The organism is Ruminococcus sp. YE71 (genome assembly GCF_900119155.1).
Lineage (GTDB): Bacteria > Bacillota > Clostridia > Oscillospirales > Ruminococcaceae > YE71.
The window spans coordinates 1-19,211 of record NZ_FPIR01000015.1 but is presented as its reverse complement, the minus strand read 5'-3'; the positions used below and the strand labels follow the sequence as shown (position 1 = coordinate 19,211).

At 53.4% G+C, this 19,211-nt stretch carries 11 protein-coding genes and 2 rRNA genes; 2 read left to right on the top strand and 11 right to left on the bottom strand.

What is annotated here, in order from left to right; translation table 11 throughout:
- Window positions 1–46: 46 nt before the first annotated feature.
- The 9 genes from BT142_RS13370 to BT142_RS13330 all read right to left on the bottom strand — a co-directional run bounded on the left by BT142_RS13370 (window position 47) and on the right by BT142_RS13330 (window position 13,244).
- Window positions 47–2,722: an endo-1,4-beta-xylanase gene (locus BT142_RS13370; RefSeq protein ID WP_072418694.1), complete on the bottom strand. Its 2,676-nt coding sequence runs from the start codon at window positions 2,720–2,722 to the stop codon at window positions 47–49.
- A 460-nt stretch (window positions 2,723–3,182) separates the two neighbouring features.
- A complete protein-coding gene (locus BT142_RS13365) occupies window positions 3,183–6,065 on the bottom strand; it encodes a carbohydrate binding domain-containing protein (protein WP_072418693.1) in 2,883 nt (960 codons plus the stop codon).
- Window positions 6,066–6,370: 305 nt separating this feature from the next.
- Window positions 6,371–7,006, bottom strand: a complete 636-nt coding sequence (locus BT142_RS13360) for a response regulator (protein ID WP_072418692.1) — start codon at window positions 7,004–7,006, stop codon at window positions 6,371–6,373.
- 382 nt (window positions 7,007–7,388) lie between these two features.
- Window positions 7,389–8,516, bottom strand: a complete 1,128-nt coding sequence (locus tag BT142_RS13355; protein ID WP_084659483.1) for a sensor histidine kinase — start codon at window positions 8,514–8,516, stop codon at window positions 7,389–7,391.
- Window positions 8,517–8,529: 13 nt separating this feature from the next.
- A complete protein-coding gene (locus BT142_RS13350) occupies window positions 8,530–9,783 on the bottom strand; it encodes an ABC transporter permease (protein WP_072418690.1) in 1,254 nt (417 codons plus the stop codon).
- Window positions 9,784–9,785: 2 nt separating this feature from the next.
- On the bottom strand, window positions 9,786–10,850 hold the full coding sequence (locus BT142_RS13345) for an ABC transporter permease (RefSeq protein WP_175545500.1): 1,065 nt from the start codon (window positions 10,848–10,850) through the stop codon (window positions 9,786–9,788).
- A 24-nt stretch (window positions 10,851–10,874) separates the two neighbouring features.
- Window positions 10,875–11,633 (bottom strand): ABC transporter ATP-binding protein, encoded by a 759-nt coding sequence (locus BT142_RS13340; protein ID WP_072418688.1) that lies wholly within the window; start codon window positions 11,631–11,633, stop codon window positions 10,875–10,877.
- Between the two features lie 196 nt (window positions 11,634–11,829).
- On the bottom strand, window positions 11,830–12,891 hold the full coding sequence (locus BT142_RS13335; protein ID WP_072418687.1) for a DUF1048 domain-containing protein: 1,062 nt from the start codon (window positions 12,889–12,891) through the stop codon (window positions 11,830–11,832).
- Window positions 12,888–13,244, bottom strand: a complete 357-nt coding sequence (locus tag BT142_RS13330) for a PadR family transcriptional regulator (RefSeq protein WP_072418686.1) — start codon at window positions 13,242–13,244, stop codon at window positions 12,888–12,890. The genes BT142_RS13335 and BT142_RS13330 overlap by 4 nt, the downstream gene beginning before the upstream one ends.
- A gap of 186 nt (window positions 13,245–13,430) precedes the next feature.
- Here BT142_RS13330 and BT142_RS13325 point away from each other — a divergent pair, with 186 nt between their 5' ends.
- Both BT142_RS13325 and pelA read left to right on the top strand, forming a co-directional pair.
- A complete protein-coding gene (locus BT142_RS13325) occupies window positions 13,431–14,948 on the top strand; it encodes a hypothetical protein (protein ID WP_072418685.1) in 1,518 nt (505 codons plus the stop codon).
- A gap of 282 nt (window positions 14,949–15,230) precedes the next feature.
- A complete protein-coding gene (gene pelA, locus BT142_RS13320; protein ID WP_072418684.1) occupies window positions 15,231–18,593 on the top strand; it encodes a pectate lyase in 3,363 nt (1,120 codons plus the stop codon).
- Window positions 18,594–18,869: 276 nt separating this feature from the next.
- On the opposite strand, the gene rrf is transcribed toward pelA, so the two are convergent.
- Both rrf and BT142_RS13310 read right to left on the bottom strand, forming a co-directional pair.
- Window positions 18,870–18,986 (bottom strand): 5S ribosomal RNA (gene rrf / locus BT142_RS13315).
- Window positions 18,987–19,098: 112 nt separating this feature from the next.
- Window positions 19,099–19,211 (bottom strand): 23S ribosomal RNA (locus tag BT142_RS13310); the annotation flags it as partial.

The window sequence follows — 19,211 nt, the reverse complement described above, 5'->3', positions numbered from 1 at the left end:
TTACCAAAGCGTGTGATCGGTCAGCTTCGATCATCAGTAATACTACTTAACCGATAGTAACCTTTACAGCTCTCTTGGTGAGGTCGCTGGTGTCGATCTTGCCGTTTACGTAAGCGCCTACTACTACATAATATGTGCCCTTCGGTACGTTCTTGTAGGTCAGCGATGTGGTGTTCTTGTCAACAGTCTTAGCTATCTTCCACTTCTTGCCATTAGTGGTGTAAGCGACAACATACTTGTCAGCATTGTCGAGCTTGTTCCAGCTGATCCTGAATGCGTTGCCCTGGATACCGTCAAGCTTGGTGGTAGGATACTTGGGAAGATCAGGGTCTGGCTGTTCGTTGCCGTTGGTCTTGCCCCACAGCTCGGTGGGAACGAGAGATACTACAGACTTGAATGCTTCCTTCGGCTGATAGTTTTCGTCGAACAGCAGAGGAGTGTCGGACTTTCTCCAGCTCATGCCGTCGTTGGTGCCCCACCATGTCAGCGAGGTAACAGCGTCGCAGTCGAGGATGTCCTGAACGATGCCTGCATAGTAGTTAGCGAATCCAGAGGAGCTTGCGCCCTTCTGCATAACGTCAAGCTCGGTAACGTGGATCTCAAGTCCGGGGATGGACGAGAACAGGTTCAGTGCGTTCTTGTATCTTGTAGCGTCGGGATAGTTGGTGCCGAGATGCGACTGCATTCCGATACCGTCGAGGTTGCCTGCTTCGTGTACCTTCTTAGCGAAGTTGTAGATAGCAGTTACCTTGCCGTCGTTGTACTCGTTGAAGTCGTTGTAGAACAGCTTGCAGCCCTGAGGAGCGTACTTTCTTGCATATGCGAATGCCTTCTGCATATAGCTGTCGTCACCGTAGATGGTCATATAGGGCGACTGACCGTCTCTCTCGCTGAAACCGGCCTGTCTGAGGTTGCCGTTGCCGGGATCGAATGCTTCGTTTACAACGTCATATGCGTAGAGGTTCAGAGTAGGATAGTTCTCCTTGAGCATCGTGAAGGTGTTCTTGATGAAGTTCTCCATACGCTGATCCATAACTTCCTTGGAAACTACAGCGCCGTTGCTGTCAAAGTTCTCCTTGAAGAACCAGTCAGGGGTCTGGCTGTGCCAGATGAAGGTGTGACCTCTTACAGGGATGTTGTACTTAACTGCGAAGTCGAGGATGATCTTTGCAGAGTACGGCAGAGTAACCTGAGGATTTACGTTGTTGCCCTTCTGCTTGGATGCGTTCTGGTCGAGAATGTACTGAGGTTTCAGCTCGTTCTCGGGGGTGATGCTGTTGAAGTGCTTGCGGATGAAGTCGGGGTTCTTCTGAACTTCGTTCGAGCTCACAGCTGTACCTACCTTGAAGTAGCTGGAGAATACGTTCTTGAGTGCAGCGTCGGTGGTGTCGGGGTTCGACTGCTGATTAGAGCTGTCAACAGTGCCCTTGCCCGTAGTTACGGACGAAGCCTTGCCTGCCTTGGAACCTGCTGCGTTGTCGATGTAGAAATTCGTCAGGCTGTCGGGAGCTTCAACATAAAGGATGAGGTCGGAAGCGCCGCTCGGGATAGTGAACGACTTGTTCTCAAGCTTTGTCCACTCGCCGCTGTTAGCCTTTACGGAATCTACCTCGTCATACTGGGTCTTTCCCGAAGCATCGGTGTACTGGAGAGTCAGCTTCATGGTTGTAGCCGAACCGCTCTTCTGGAGAACGCCCGTGCTGAAGCTGTAGGAGTTGCCCGGAACGAAGGTCGAGGTGCTGAGGTTGATTGCCGCACCGTTCCATTCCTTGGTTCTGCCTGTTACGTACAGCGACTTGCTGCCCTGATAGAAGTTCTTGCTGTCGATGGAAACAGAAGCGTCGCCTCTGCCAGTCCAGTTATCCTTGCCGCTCTCGAAGGTGCTGGTGAAGTAATCGCCGTTAGCGTCGGGATCGGGGATAGTCGGGTCGGGATCGGTCTGACCGCCGCCGCTGGTCTTGCCTTCCTTGATGGTGAGGTTAACATCTGCCGTACCATCGCTCTCCCAGCCTTCAACGTTGAATGCGCACTCGTAGAAGTTGCCCATCTTCATGCCCATGCTCTCCCATGCCTTGAAGTGCTCGGAGATGCTGATGGTGCCATTTGTTCTGGTCTTCTGACGGATGCTTATGTACTGGGTGAAGTTCTTGTTTCCTTCGATGGTATAGGAATTTCTGTTGCTGGTATAGACCTTGTATTCACTGCCGTCGATAGTTACCGATCCCTTGTAGTTAGCGGTCGGATCCTGTGCGGGAGACCAGTTCTTCCAGTCCTCGATGATGTAGTACTCAACGAGAGGATTCTGAGCCCAGCCGTAGATGCAGATACGGGAGTTGCCCGAAGAACCTGCCGACCATGTGCAGTCGTAATCGCAGGTGAAGCCCTCGTAGTCTTTCCAGGTCTTGGGGTTGTTCAGACCATAGTAGAGACCGCGGCGTGCAAGGAAGTTACCCTTCGAGTTGTTGGGGCCGCACTTCCATGTGGTCTTGAATCCGCCGTCATTATCGTGCAGAGTCATGGTGGAAGAGTTCGGGGTGTCTGCCTGCCAGATCTCGTGGTGGTAGCCGTTGTACCAGCCTTCGTCACGGGTACTGGACGGGGACGTCTGGAGCGTCTTTTCAGCGAATACGTTCAGATCCAGATTTACCAGCGGAGCAGGCGAAACTAACATAAGACCTGCAAGGACCGCGCCTACCGCTCGCTTGGGAACAAATTTCTTCATAAGCTAATTTCCTCTCTTTCTACATTCATAAAATATTATCATGAACCGTGCTACAGGGTATTACCGCAAGTGGTCGGCTTCGCGGTCTATTCACCTCTGTAGTAATTGTCTATATTTTATATATTTTTCACTCTGTTTTCAAATCATTTTTTGCGCATTATCCATAAATTGTAATCAAAAATTGCTCTTTTGCATCACTAAAGTAACGTACCTGCGTACTTTTGAAAATAATTCATATATTTGATTATTTAAGTTACCAGACCGTTAAAGAAAAATCAACCCCTGAAAAACAGTATATTTTTCAGCCCCTTTCCGATTTGGTCGTTTCCGATGCGTCAGCACGCTTATATATATAAGGTATATGCTGTTTCATATTTTTACACGATATTAAAATTGAGCAACAATATTTGACAAAAAAAGCTCCGACCCTCAAAGAAGTCGGAGCTTTCATTATTCGCTTTTACTGAACGAGACCCATGCCCCAGATGGTGAACTGACCGTTTCCGCTGATAGAAACGTTGAGGTCGCCCGAGGTGCTCTGGTAGTAGCCGAGCTCAGCGTCGGGACCGCCCCAGGTGTACAGCTTGTTGCCGTTTATCTGAGTGGTCTTGCCGTTTACGGTAACGTTGATGCTGCCCATACCCGAGCTGTTGGCCTTGAACACGATGATGAGACCCTTGCCCTTAGCCTTGAAGGTCATAGGGCTGCCGCCGTTGAGGGTGTAGGAATAGTTCAGACCCTGACCGTTGCCGTAGCCGCTGCCGTAAGTCCACGAACCTGCATTGAAGTTGGTGAGGTTCTTCGGGTCAACGTTCACGCAGCTCGCATAATCAGCGCCGTAAACGTAGCTGGTAGGCTGAGTGTAGCCCGCAGAACGGTTCTCGCTCTTCAGTGCCTGACGTACATAGTAGCCGAGACAGTCTGCGATGAGCTGACCGCCGTCCTTGTGCGGGTGATAATCGTCGGTGAAGTAATCGCCCGTCTGGAGAAATCCGCTGTTGAACGCCTTGGTGAGAGCGTCGTCCATGCTGATAACGGGGATGTCGAAGTTCTTGCCGATGGGGTACATTTGCGACTGGCTGGAGAATCCGCCTCTCGCACGGTTGATGAGTACGCATACAGCAGGTGCGTTGGGCATATCGAGGAACTTCTTGATGCAGCTCTCGAAGCACTTCTTGTAGAGTATATCCTCGTGGTCGTTCACGGAGAACTCAAGGAAGATGATGTCGGGCTTCTGCTCAACGATCTGCTTCTCACTGCGGACAAGTCCTACGACCGAGGAAGTGCCCGAAAGTCCTGCGTTTATCTCCTTGAAGCTGCCCTTTGCGAAGGTGTTTTTCAGGTAGTTGGAGAAAGGTGTGGTGTAGTTCTTGCCCTCGGTGATGGAACCGCCGAGGTAAGCTACTGTCAGGGGCGCACCGTTTTCGGCAGCGTTGAGCTTCTCGGTAAGTCTGTAGGTGTTGCCCATGTGCTTGATGGAGCTCTTGTAGAAGTCGATATACTGCGCGGAAGCTGTCTCCTGATAGTTATCCCACTTGGTGGGGTCAGAGATGACAACGTCTGTCTCGGGCACCTTGCCTGTGCCGCCTGTTGTTACAGACGACTTTGTGCCTGCTGCCGCAACGAGAACATCGTCGATATAGAAGTCCATAAGGTCTCCCGAGCCCTGTACGGTCTCAACATAAAGAACTATATCGGAAGCATTAGAGGGAATGGTGAACTGTGTGTTTTCAAGCTTTGTCCATACGCCGCTTGCGCAGGAATCCGAAGCGATATGAGCGTATTCGGTTCCGCTGCCCGTGCTGTACTGGAGCGATACCTGAATTTCAGCAGAACCGCCCGATGTCTGGAGAGCACCTAAGCTTATGCTGTATGTCTCGCCAGCACGCAGCTTGCCGTCCATATTGACAGACGCGCCGTTCCACTCGGCTGTTCTGCCTGAAACGAACAGCGATTTGCCCGAAGTGCCGTAGTATGCCGCATCGGAAGCCGCAACGGTGGAAGGACCTCTGCCCGTCCACGAACCTACGCCCGAATCAAAATGATCGTTCAGAACGAGGCCAGTCGGAGGATCGGGAACGGTATTCTCATTGAGACTGTCGATAACACCGAGAACGTAATTCTGGATGGTGTTCACATCGTCGATTGTAACGCCGTCGCCGACATTGAATACGTCCGCATTCAGGCGTCCCTGCTCGGTGAGGATGTATTTATCGGGGTTCTGGAGCCACTGTCTGATAAGGATAGCGTCGCTGATATCTACAGTGCCGTCAATGTTCGCGTCGCCGAGGAGGGAGACCTTTGTCTCGGGCTGAGGGTCGTTGCCCTGCTGTCCCTGACTCGATGAACCCTTGAAAACATATCTCATGAAGGTGTAGAGATGGGGCTTTACGGAATTTGCGTCATGTCCGCCGCCGGGGATAGACTGGTAAACGTGGTCAACGCCGTTGCGTGTCAGGGTTTCACTGTACTTCTTCGGGAAATCCTGAACAACGTTGTCGTTGGTTCCGCCTGTAATCATGAATACAGCAGGCTCGGGGCCGACATCCCTGAACTTCATCTCGCTCTCCTGCATACAGCCGGGATGAGTCATGTAGAAATCGGATGCGGGTGTGATACCGGGTGCAGGGCAGGCGCCGCCCACATAACCGAACACGTCTGGGCGCAGAAGTCCGCAGTAGATAGCCTCACGGCCGCCCATGGAGAAGCCTGTGATAGCCGTATTCTCTCTGCCCTCTTTTACAGAGTAGTTCTCCTTGATGAAGGGGAGAAGGCTGTCGGTAACGTCATAGACGAAGTTATCGTACTGAGAAGCGGTCTGCTGGTTGATGCCGCTGGGGCCGTCCATGGTCTTGCTGGTGAACATATTCGGGGTGACCACGATGAACTCTTCAGCCTGTCCGCTGGTCATAAGACCCGTCATAAGTTCCTGAACGCCCATACCGCTCACCATGTCGTTCTCACTTCCCATGATACCGTGAAGAACGAACATTACGGGGTATTTCTTGCTTGAGTCATAGTTCGGGGGCAGGATAACGTTGCACTTTTTCTGCTTGCCCGTGTACTTGCAGTAATAGGTCCTGTTCTCGACCTTGCACTGGCTGGACTTTTCCGCTCCGTAGGGGACGGTTGTGGGCATATCGTTCTTGATCTTGGCATTAAGCCCCGACTGAGCGTTGCCGCCGTCGCCTGCGTCCGAGCCGATGTTCTCGTTGCCCGTTGTCGGGAAGCCGCCTGCATAGCCGCTCCAGTCATCAGCGTATGTCGAAACGGGCAAAGCCGCCGCGATCATCAGCATGGAAACGATTCCACTGACGATTCTCTTCACTCTTGAATGTTTCATTTTTATCACTCCTTATTATGTTTGTCCTGAACGAACTTTACAGGACATAACTTCCGTTACGAAATGCATATAACAGCCGAAAAAAACGTTTTCTCCATTACCGTCATAATGCCCAATATACTATATCAGTGTCAATTTTCTTTAATGTAAATATACAATACATCATATCAAAAGTCAACCACTATATACCAATACCGCAATCTTCGGCAGGTAAACCGCAATAATCAGTCAGTTGTTTTAATATACGATGTTTTAATTGTGAGCTTTTTGTAATCGTTAACATAAGGAGCGAAAACGTTAAAGTCTCACTCGGGCTTTTTCCCCGTGAGGTAGTAGACAGCGAGAGCCGTCCTGTGGGAGAGCCCTGCCTTTGAGAGTATCGAGGTTATGTAGTTCTTGACGGTGCCCTTTGAGAGGAACAGGCGTTCGGCTATCTCCTCGTTGGAAAGGCCGTCCGCGACCGCCTTTATCATCTCAAGCTCGCGTGCGGTGAACTCATCCGCGCAGAAGCCCGAAGGGGTCGGATCGCTCCTGACGGCGAGGCTTTCGAGGATGCTTTCCTCCATGACGCCCGTACCGCAGTAGACCGAGCGTATCATCTGTTTAAGGTGTTCGGGGGTATGGTTCTTGATGAGGTAGCCTTTCGCGCCGTTTCTGAGCGCCGCCTGAACGAGCTCGTCCTCGTCGAAAGTCGTGAGGATCAGCACCTTCCCGAGCTTATGTTCGGTGATATACTTAGTAGCTTCGATACCGTCCATCACGGGCATCTGGATGTCCATGAGGAACACATCCGGCGGCTCCTGTTCGGCGAGCTCGCAGGCTTCCCTGCCGTTTGCGGCGCACCCGATGACCTCAAAGCCGTCATCGACCTCAAGGATTATCTTCATGCCGTCTCTTACGAAATCGCTGTCGTCGGCGATTATGACTTTTATTTTCTCCATTGTGGTTCCTTTCAGAATTTTTGGACTTGCTTGATTATTTGCGTTTTTACGTTTTTGCATTTGTTTGGCTTTGTTGTCGCACCTTTGGTGCGATCGGGGGTTTCACTCGAATCGCTTCGCTCTCTCGCGAAAATAAAATCGGCAAATCTGTTGTTCTTGATGGATTGTTTTGGGTTTCTCATTTTGCGCCTTTCGGGAAGTTTTGTTTTGGATTTGCCGATTTTATATTTGGCGGGGTCGTTGGTGCGCTTTGGGGGCTGAGCGACCTCTCGGGTTCGGGGACTCTGTCCCCGTGCCCCTGCTGGGGGGCCCCTTTGAAAAGGGTCTCCCCCACCCCCCCTCCTAAACTTTTTTCTGCCCTGGCGAACACGAGGCGTTTGTGCTATTCTATCGGGAGTAGCATATTTACCGTGAATCCGATATCCGAGCTTATCTCCAGCATTCCGTTCGCCTGACGGACTCGCCTTCGCATTCCCGATATCCCCATACCGTCCGTTATCGTCTTGCATCCCCTGCCGTTGTCCGTGACGGTACACCTCACAAACCTGTTCATGACTACTATATTTATCCCTATCTTCGTGCATTTCGAGTACTTCAGCGAATTCGTCACAGCCTCAAAACAATTGTCCAGTATCACTTCAAGACACCCCTCGGGCACCGCCGAAAGCTCCCCCTCAGTCACAAGCTCGGCGGCTATCCCCTTCGCCCTACAGTCCGCACACAGCCTTTCAAGCTGCGCCGCCGCCAGCAGATGCTTCTCGGGACGCTTCTTCCTGAGTATCGCACGTATCTCGTCCATACCCGTCCTCAGCTGGTCTATCACCGCCTGCACCATCGACCGCGAACGATCGGGGTCTTTTTCCATCAGCACCTTCACCGCTTCAAGCTGATATATCGAGCCGTTGATATTATGCCCCAGCTTGTCGTGGAGCGTCTGTGACAGCTGCGCCCGCTCTTCAAGCACCTGATTCTCCGACGCCAGCAGACTTTGTTTCAGCTCGTCCTTCATCGCGCTCTCGCGGCGGTCGATGTCGTGTTTGAGCGACTGTTCGTTCAGGATGTCCTCCTTCATCTGCTCACGGTAGACCTCCGCAACGTGGTCGTGCTGAACGTATATCACGCCCAGCAGCAGCGAGGTGAGCACGAAGCTCTCCGTGCTTTCGCGACCCGCCAGCGACAGCACCGCAGGCAGAAGATACCACCCGACAGACGGCCGAATAAAGGTCAGTATCTCGTACCCCGTCAGCACCCCGAGAAGTATCGTCCCCCTGCCGCAGATGCCGAAAACGACGCACGTCAGCACCGCCGCCGCAGTCAGGCAGACCGCCTGCATACGCCTGCTCACGACTTCCCTGACCGACAGCGCCCCCGTCAGCAACGCCAACAGCAGGAGCACCCCGTAGGATGCTCCTGTCAGAAGCGAACATGATAGTATCGTGTGGACGAGTATCGCCACCAGCAGGCACATTCGCACTGCTGTGAAATAGTGGTTTCGGAAGTGTTCATTCATGGTATGAGCCCTTTCAGGTTTCCTGCTTACGTATCTTTAGTCCTACGCTGCCGAGGCTGATTATCACGATGAGGTACGAAACGGTGGCGGAAGCGAGTATCCTGAACGCCCCCGAGCCTCCCGTGATGAGCTTTTCGCAGGCTTCGATGAACCATCTCTGCGGCATCAGGTAGGATATCGACCTGAGCAGTTCCGAGGTCTCGCCGATGGGGAAAAACAGTCCCGACAGCATCGCGGACACGCTCCACACTGCGAACACAGCATAGTTTGAACTCATTATATCACCAAAAACGATGCCTGTCAACATACTGAACGAACCGAATATCAGTCCCAGCAGGAATACTATCACAAGGAACAGTCCGTATGGCATCCCGAGGTCGAGGTCTTTGATGAAAGTCAGGCATACAGCCAGCACGCCTGTCTGTAACAGGCACATCATCACCACGACTATGAATTTCGCCGTGAAGTATTTCATGTTCGATATGCCCGTCAGCATTATCCTCGTGTAGACCTTGTTGTTCGATTCGGTGATGACAGTGTGGGCGGCGAACACTCCGCTGAACATGAACCCGAGGGTCAGGAACGCGAAGGCATAGCCTATCTGGGTCTTGTTGTTGTTTTGCTCGGCTGTGAGGACAGTCTTGTTCCCGCCTGCGATGTTTTTGACGGTCTTTTTCGGCATCTGCCCCGAAATGGTGTGGAGCATTTCGATGGTCTTTGAGCTGTCTCCGCCGCAGACGGTGCCGCTCCTGTACATCCTCGACAGGATGTCCGACAGCTCGGTGGTGAACATCTCCTGTCTGCCGTCCTCCGACACCTTGAAAAGCTCGATACCGTCCGACAGAGAATCGTTCATGACGGCGCTGTCAAAGCCTGCTTTCAGGTACATTATCATGCCTGCACGGTCGTCGAAAGCGTCCTTTTCGGCACGCTTGCGGACTTCGTCGCCGCTCATGTCCGTCACATCCGCACGGCAGACCGAGAACATACTGCCGGCGGCAAGAGTGTCGAGCAGATACCCCGAAAGCTCGCTCTCAGAGCCGTCGTAGACCTTGATGATGAACGCTTCGTGGTCGCCCTTGTAGATAGCCCTTGTTTCGGCGGAGTCGAGCTCGATGACCTTCTGTTCGGTCACGCAGTGGTCAACATCGTGATCGACTTTCAGCGACAATATCAGCGTTGAGAGCAGAGGTATCACCGTCAGGAAGAATATGAAACCCTTGTTGCGAAGCAGCAGCTTCATGGTTGTTTTGATGACAGATACCATGCTCACACCTTCTTTCTTATAGTATCGACAGCGATGGACACTGCCGAGCTGACCGCAAATATGCCGCCCGAAAACAACAGCGACACCGCCGTATAGTCGCTCTTGCCCATCGAAGAAAGCTCCACCAGCGACCTGTTAGCATAGTAGAAGAAGGATATTTTCTTCAATGTCTCCGAAACAGCCGAATACATATATGTCTCGAAACTGCCCCCTAAGAAGCCCATCACCCATATCACCGCGAACAGCGCGATTATCGTCATCGCCATGTTCCGCGAGAGACTGTACAGCATGAAACCGAAGGCAGTGCCTGCAAGTATCACCATCACCACGATGAGCGCCGAAAGTAGCGGCGTGCCCCAGTGGATGCCGAACAGTGCCGTAGTCACGAGCGTCTCGATGAGCGAGCAGACGGTGACCAATGCCGCCGTCGGCAGCAGCCTTGCGAGATACAGCCCGAACTTCGATACCGGGCAGACGCGGTACTTGCGCTCGATGCCGTTCTTCTTCTCGGAGCTGAGCATACCCGTCGCGCAGACCATGCCGAGACTCGAAAAGTACACGATGTAGATCATGCCGTAGTAGTCGGTGGAGTTCACGGCAGGCATATAGTCAAGGTTCGACGTGGGTACCGCTGAACTCATGACAGCGTCGGGCGCTATACTGCCGAGCGCCGCATCGACACCTCCGCTCACTACCCTGTCGAAGAAGCAGTCGGTCACAGCACCCTCGGGCTTGTGATCCTCGCTGGTGTAGAGGGTGTAGCCCTCCCCTTCTATATCAGCGAACGCCGCAAGGTCGTTGTTCGCGATAAGCTCCTCGGGCTCGCCGTCGGGGTACTCGCGGAAAACTATCCCTGCTTCCCTGCCCGCTTCCTTTATGTCGTCCATGCTGTCGGCAAGAACGCCGCCCTGAGCTCTGTACCCCACCGTGAACTCGTCGGGAACGGTGTAGGACTTCATCAGCGACTCGAAGGCGTTCGACAGCATCGCTATCGTGAGGGCAGGCCCCAGCAGAAGCACCGCAACCGCGAACTTGTTCCTGAAAATCAGTTTCAGGTTGTTTTTCATCAGATAGAATATCATTTTCTCACCTTATCCCTCGATGTCTCTGAGCTTCTTTCCCGTCAGCGTGAGGAACACCTCTTCAAGTGTGATGTCGTCATTTCCGTTCACCATCTTTTTCAGCTCGGCACTCGACCCGCAGGCGATTATCCTGCCGTTGTCCATGATGGCGATGCGGGTGCATATGGCCTCGACCTCTTCCATGTAATGGCTCGTGTAGATTACCGTCGCGCCGCTGCTGTTCGACTCCTTTATCTTTTCGAGGATGAAGTTGCGCGACTGCGGGTCGATGCCGACGGTCGGCTCGTCGAATATCAGCAGTTCGGGGGAGTGGCCGATGGCGCAGGCGATGTTCAGCCTTCGCTTCATGCCCCCCGAGAAGTGCTTTGCGAACTCGTTTCGGCACTCGTTCAGCCCCACGTACTCCAGCGATTCCGTGACCGCCTGCCTGAGCTTTTCGCCCTTGAGCCCGTACAGCGAGATGAACATCTCGGCGTTCTCCCACGCCTTGAGATTGCCGTGTATCGCCAGCTCCTGCGGGATGTAGCCTATCCTGCGGATGACCTCCTTGCGGTGCGAGCGGAGCTCTTTCCCGAACAGTTCCACCCTGCCTGCCGTGGGCGCGACGGTGGAGCATATCATGTTCATCGTAGTGCTCTTGCCTGCTCCGTTCGGCCCCAGCAGACCGAATATCTCTCCGCGGCGTATCTCCAGCGAAAGGTCATCGACCACCGCTTTGTTGTTGTATTTCTTTGTCAGCTGTGTAGTTTTAAGGATTACATTTTCCATGTTTGACCTCCGTTTTTTCGTTTTTGTTCTTACTGTAACCATTATACACCATATCTGCAAAGGGCGGTAGTGAATAATGGCAGTTTTTTGATGTGACTTTAGTCACATTCGTATGTTTTTCAGCACGCTTGATGCAAAATGCAGGTCGCAGAAAAAGGACAGATGTTACGTCCGAAGCATCTGTCCTTTATGTCTGTTATTCGCTTTCGCGCTTCGACCTCAGCCAGCTGAGCCGCGCCTTCGTTCCCGTATCGACCAAGCGGTATACACCGTACATTATGGCGCCCTCAACGGCAAGCATCACGCCGATAAAGACGAGCATATCCGAAAAGCCCTCAAAACCGCCTGCAAATGTCGTTATTATCAGTCCCAGCACCGTCGAAGCAGGCACCAGAAAGATGTAGAACGCGGGGCGCTTGTCCCAGCTCGTACAGCTTTTTTCCTCGCGGTCGAGGAACTGCCCGAAGGTCAGCTCAGGCTTGCCCTTGCGGACGTTTTTGCTGTTCAGCTTCTCAAAGCGCTTCATTTCCGTCTGCTCGATGTCGAGACTGATGTTCGCCGAAGTGCCTGCCATTTCGCCCAGCGAGATGCGGTTCTCCTTCTTGTAACGCCTGCTCTCACGGGTGATGAACCTGTAGGCGGTCAGAAAAACCGCGCAGAAAAGCAGTGTCACCCAGAGATATGTGCCCTTTGCTTCGGCGCCATTGAACAGGATGAGGATGACCGCCAGCATCAGCACGAGGGTCACGGCTCTTATAAGGAAAGCCAGCTTTTTGTATGTATCGGGTCTGGTGAAAACCAGTCTCTTGATAAAGAATCTGCCCGCGTACACGACTGCCGCGAACATCAGACCGCCCAGCAGGAACGCAGGGACATTCTCTTCGCCGCGGTAGGTCAGGATGCTGAACTTCTCGCCGTCGGACAGCTTTTCAAGCATTTTGACAAGGTCGAGAACGCCGAATATCGCAAGTACCGAAACGATCGGCTGCATCGCTTCGAGGAAATTTATGACACGGCTCTTCACGCCGATGTCCGAGCAAAGCTGACGGCAGAACGTCCCGAGGTCGCCGCCGATGACCTGCTCCACAGGCTTTCCCTCGTTCTGCGCCGAGAGGAATGTGTCCATGACCTCGCTGAGCATCTCCTCATTCCTGATCTCGTCCATGTTGCTCGCCGTCACGTAGTCGCGTATCTTCCTGAACACCGACCTGTACTCAGGCTGTAGCTTTTCGATGTAGATAGCATGAGAATTTATCATGATGTACCTCCGTCCTGCTGTTCCTCTTCCTGCGCCGACCCAAACAAAAGCTGGCCCGCGCTCCGGCTGATCTTTCTGTATCTTTCTTTGAAGTCGTTCAGGGCACCCGCCCCCTCGTCCGTGATGCTGTAATACTTCCGCACAGGCCCCAGAGGTGATTTTGCTCTGCGGCATTGTATCAGCTTGTTCTTGTCGAGCCTTGTGAGAACGGGGTAGAGCGTCCCCTCGCCGATCTCCTCAAAGCCCGCCTTTTCAAGCTCGCCGATTATCTCATAGCCGTAGGTCTCACCCTCGGCGATGATCGCCAGCACACAGCCCTCAAGTATGCCTTTCAGCAGTTGCGCGTTGTCCATAGGCGTGTCCCTTCTCTCCGAGCTACTTTGCATTGTTTAGTAGCTTGATGATATTATACCACAGGTACTTTGCTTTGTCAAGTAGTTCTTCAAAAAAATTTTTTCGCCTTCCGTAAATGTTGACAGGGCGCGGTTTTTGTGATATACTATCTTCCACCGAACATATATAAACGGGAGGAGAAAACAATGAAACATCGCGGACAGACAGCAAAAAATCCCGTCCGACGTTCACGCGCAAGGTCTGCGGCTGTATGTGCGGCAGGCGTGCTTCTCATCGGAGGGACTGCGCTTTTCATGGCAGGCTGTATGAGCGACATTCCCACAGACAATGCGTCCGAAAGCGCATCGGCGGACAGCACCGAGTGGCAGACCCTCGACCTCAGAAGCCGCATCTCTGATATAAGCGGTATGTTCTACTGCGACCTGATACCGAACGACGCTTATCTTGACATCATAGGCTACGCCATCGACCCGAACGACACTTCGGAGTACGAACATATGTTAGAGTACTACAACTCCGTTTACGACAGCGAGCACAAGTACAGATACCCCGTGCCGCCCATCGTGAGCGAAGACTCCGACGAATACCGCTTTCTTCGCTTTGAGAACGCGGAGTACCGCGGCGATGAACTTCGGCTTATCTACAAGCCGTTCCTCTCGAAGGCGGAGAATTTCACCGAGGCAGACCCCGATTTCGTAAAGTCGGTGCCCGAGCTGACGGTGAACGTCGGGCTGACCGACGAGTACACCGCCGAGGGCACGCTCGAAATCGCGGACGGGCGCATCGTCATGACTTTCAGAGGTATCAGAGACCCCGAAGGGCTCGTAAAGCAGGAGACATTCGACAGGGAAAGGCTCTCGGACAGGTTCAGGGATGCCCTCGACGAGCAGACGGAGTACGGCGGCAAGGCGCCCGAGGTATTGTACACGGGGCTGTTCGATGTGAAGCTTAGCGGCTTCAAGACCGTGTACATGGACGACGACTGTTTCTGTGTCGATGATTTCACCATCGGGGAGACCTGCGATGATACCGAGGAGATCAGCTACATCTATTCGGACAGCTACAGGAACCGACCGCTCGTTTACGAACGTTACACTGAGATGCCCCATGCTTTCGACAACGACTTTGCGCTCATCGTTCACAAGGACGGCAGCATACATCTGAACAGCCATTACAGCGACGAGATGATACTGAGCTTCGCGTCGTCCGATTACATCGACCCGCCCTACACCTCCGTCACAGCGGACAGCGGACTGCCCGTATTCTTCCTCGACGGGATACTGTACAAGAAGAGCGAGTGCATGGATGAGAGCGACACAAGGCAGATGCTGTGGCTGCCGAAGCAGTGGCGCAAAACCCACGATGTGCTGCACCTGCCCGACGGCTACTGCACGATAAATTTCGGCTGGCTCATCGACGAAGCGCAGCCCGAAAAGATCCTGCTCGGCGATAACTGCGGTGAGTTTTACGATACGCTGCTGTCCTATGCCGCCATCGAGCTCGACCCGCAGTACACCGCAAGCGAGAGCTATTTCTGCCTTCTCGAAGATAAGGAGAAAGCATCGCAGATCCTTCATATCATTGAAAACGCGGGAGAATACGGCAGCGGAGATGTCGATGCTGATATCGCAAATGCAGAACCTGCCGTTCCGTATGACTATTTCAAGAGCTACCGTGACCCCTATTACGAATCGGATTCATGACAAAAAGCGGCATACCCGTCTGACGGCAGGTGTGCCGCTCGGTTTTTGGTGACAGATCGGACACGGTCAAATATCTTGCATCCGACTATCTGCGGCCACGAAACAGCCGAGACAGCACTTAGGCTAAACAGTACAAAAATTTCATAATAAAACAAATTATTTTCAGATAATTCATTGACATATGCGTTTAAAAGCGCTATAATATATTTGGTTAGATTTTTAAGCGAAACTAAATGTCAGTATCAGAACATATGTTAATATTTTTATAAGGAGTGACTTATTATGAAGAGATCGTCCAAAAGTGCCGCCTGCGTACTGCTCGCGGCAGGAATGGTAATGTCAACGGCGACTCCCCTCCTGCCGCAGGTGCAGACGGGGCTCGTGGCGTTCGCAGGCGAGAACGACTTTAACTGGAGTACCTACTCCAAGAAAGACTCTTCCTGGTGGAAGGGTTCCGAGGCGGCAGCGCTCGCTGACGAGATGATCGCATATCAGCTGTCCGACGGCGGCTGGCGCAAGGACATGAAGACCGCCACAACAGGCTCGTGGAACAAGTCCACCATCGACAACAATGCCACATGGGGACAGATACGTTTTCTGGCTAATGTTTACAACGCAACAGGTACCGCAAAGTACAAGACCGCCTGCCTGAAGGGTCTCGACCTGCTCATCAACGGTCAGTACTCCAACGGCGGATGGCCGCAGGTGTTCAACGACGCAGGCACCTACCACGCTCATATCACCTACAACGACACCGCGATTGTGGCTGTCCTGAACGTGCTTCAGGAGGTCTCGAAGAAGTCGGGCGCCTTCGCGTGGGTGGATTCGAGCTACCAGAGCAAGGCTGAAAACGCCGTGAACAAGGGCATCCAGTGCATCCTCAACACGCAGATCAAGATAAACGGCACCCTCACCGCTTGGGGTCAGCAGCACGACGAGTACACGCTCGCTCCCGCAGGTGCGAGAGCCTATGAGCTGCCGTCGGTATGCACCTCCGAGAGCGTCGGCATCGTTGATTTCCTGCGCTCGCTGCCGAAGGAAAAGCAGACCGCCGAGGTCATCCGCAGCATCAACGCCGCTGTCAAGTGGTTCGATTCGGTGAAGATAGAGAACACCAGCTGGAACTGGAACTCCGACAAGACCGACAAGGTGCTGAACTACTCCAGCGGCTCGACTATCTGGGCGAGATTCTACGATCTCCAGAACAGCAAGCCCATGTTTGCAGACCGCGACGGCAAGGCTTACACCGACGTGACCCAGATCAGCCTTGAGCGCAGGACCGGTTACGCATGGTACGGAAACTGGTGCGCCAACAATATAAAGCTCGGCACTCTGCCCGAGCCGGAGGTCACCACTCCGCAGCCGACGCAGGGTACTCATCTGTACGTCGGCTACCCCAGTCAGTCGAAGAACTACAGCACCATTCAGGCGGCAGTCGATGCGGCGGCGGCTCTTAACCCCACCTCCGAGCAGACCCGCGTAAATATCCATATCGCGCCGGGAACATACCGCGAGCAGGTGCGCGTGAACACACCGTATATCAGTTTCATCAACGACAACCCCTCGCAGGAAGTCAAGATCACATGGTACTACGGCATCGGATATAAGTACTACAGCATGGGCAGCGACGGCTATTACAACGCCTCCAACGCAAAGTCCAAGTCCTCCAAGGGCGAGGCTACACGATGGGGCAGTGCTGTTGCGCTCCACACCAAGGCGTCGTATTTCCGCGCTGAATATATCACTTTCGAGAACTCCTTCAACCGCTATGTCACCGACGAAGAGATCGCCGACGGCGTTGAGGTATCGGGCAGCGAGTCGATCACCTTCCAGCGCTACAAGGGCGCTGACGTCAAGAGCAAGACCGCTACCGAGCGCGGCGCGGCTATTGCGGTCGAGGGCGACTACAGCGAATTCTACAAGTGTACATTCCTCGGAAGCCAGGACACCCTCTTCACCAGGGGCGCTCACGAGTACTACCGTGACTGCCGCATCGAAGGCAACACCGACTATATCTTCGGTCAGGGCACCTGCATCTTCCAGAACTGCGACCTCGTGTGGGCAGGCTACACCGACAAGGCGGTCGGCGGCTACATCACCGCAGCCAAGAGCGACGGCAAGTACCTCTTCTCCGAGTGCAACATTTCGGGAACTAGCGGCATGAAGGTCGGCTCGGGCAACTTCGGCAGACCATGGGGTGCTGAGGCGGACGTTGCGTTCGTCAACACAAAGCTCGCTTCCGAGAGCATGATAACCTCCGCAGGCTGGGCAAGCATGAGCGGCAACGCCCCCGAGAACGCGAAGTTCAAGGAATACAACACCACCGTCAACGGCGCGGCAGTCAACACCTCGGGCCGTGTTTCGGGAACTGTCAAGTACTCTGCCAGCGGACTTGACGTGGGCACTTATCTGAGCGGCTGGGCGCCCTACTACTACAACTACTCGGGCACTCCCATCACCGTTGATCCCATCAGCGGAACTCTCGTCAAGGATCTGACCGTTGCCGACACCGCACACGCGGCGAGCTGGTCGATCTACAGCGGCTTCGGCTCGGGATCGAAGATCTTCGGCGACCGCGACTTCACGGCAGTCAACGTTCCCGCGTCGGTTGCAGGCGCTGAGGCTATCAGAACTGCCTGCGACTCCAAGACCGTCACCTCCGACCTCGGCACATTCACCGCAGGTTCCGACATCACCGTATACACAGCGGTTGACAGCCGAATCGTTTCGTCTCTGCCCTCGTGGCTGTCCGACTGGACAAAGACCGACGAAGTCATCACCACCTCCAATGACCTGACGATGGTGCTCTACAAGAAGGACTTCGCCTCGGGCGCAAAGATCACCCTCGGCACAAACGGCGGCTCCACAGGATGCGTCAACTACTTCGTCCTTGTTTCCGAGAAGAAGGTTGAACCGCTCAACGGCAGCCTCATTCAGAACCTCATCGTCAACGACAAACAGAACGCCGCAAACTGGTCGATCGTAAGCGGCTTCGGCAACGGTTCCACCATTTTCGGCGACCGTGACTTCACCGTTCAGGGAGTTCCAGACTACCTCAACAATGCGGAAGTTGTAAAGACCGCCTGCGAATCCAAGCTGTACACCTCCGATCTGGCGGAATTCACTGCCGCAAAGGACATCACCGTCTACACCGCAGTTGATACCAGAGTGAGCGCGAACCTCAGCTGGCTGAGCTCCTGGACGGCAGTCGGCACTTCGCTGACAGTATCGAACGGTGTTGAGCTCGCACTGTACAAGAAGGACGTGAAGTCGGGCACGAAGGTGACCCTCGGCTCCAACGGCGGCGAGAAAATGGCGGTCAACTACATCGTGCTGGCAGTCCCCTATCAGGCTTCGACCCCTGTATATCCGCAGTTCACCAACATCGAGTACGACGAGCAGAATCACCGCGTAAGGCTCACATGGGCGCCTGTTGAGGGTGCGACCAAGTACTGTGTGGCAGCGTACTACACAGGCAAGTGGAGAATCCTGAATTCCGACATCTCCGCTTCGACTCCGAGCTACACAAGCCCGAAGAACCTCACCCCCGGCGCAAGCTACAAGGTGGCAGTCGCCGCCAAGATCAACGGTGTCTGGACGGCTGACGAGTCGCTCAAGCACTACGCGGTCGTTACGATCAGATAAGCAACATCAAAGAGGACGGACCCGCAGCAGGGCTCGTCCTCTGTTTTTGTCCGAAGGTGACTATTCACAGGCAGCTTGGTATAATTCGACAGCACCTACAGCATAAAGTGCGCTGACGGCAACAAATTCACATTCGACTACATGAACGGTATCGCCGAAGTAGCGAAAAAACTGACACAAGAACCAAAAGCCGCAGGAAATTTTAATTTTCCTGCGGCTTTAACACAAACAAAAAAAGCTCAAAAACGTGATGTTTCCGAGCTTTTTCTTTTTAAGTGTCCGCAACTACTTATCTTCCCAGCCCGTCGCCAGGCAAGTATTTTCAGCGTAGATGAGCTTAACTTCTGTGTTCGGCATGGGAACAGGTGGAACCTCATCGCTATCGTCACGGACTAAGTTCAACGCTTCTCGCGTCAAACCCTTTCGGCTTTTTGCAGCCTCAAAATCGAACAGGAAACTTTGTCTTGCTTCTGAGTTATTCTCTTGATTCTTCGTATCACACTTAAAGGTTAAGCCCTCGACCGATTAGTATTCGCTGGCTGAACACATTACTGTGCTTACACCTTGAACCTATCAACCTGTTAGTCTTTCAGGGGTCTTACTCCTTGCGGATGGGAT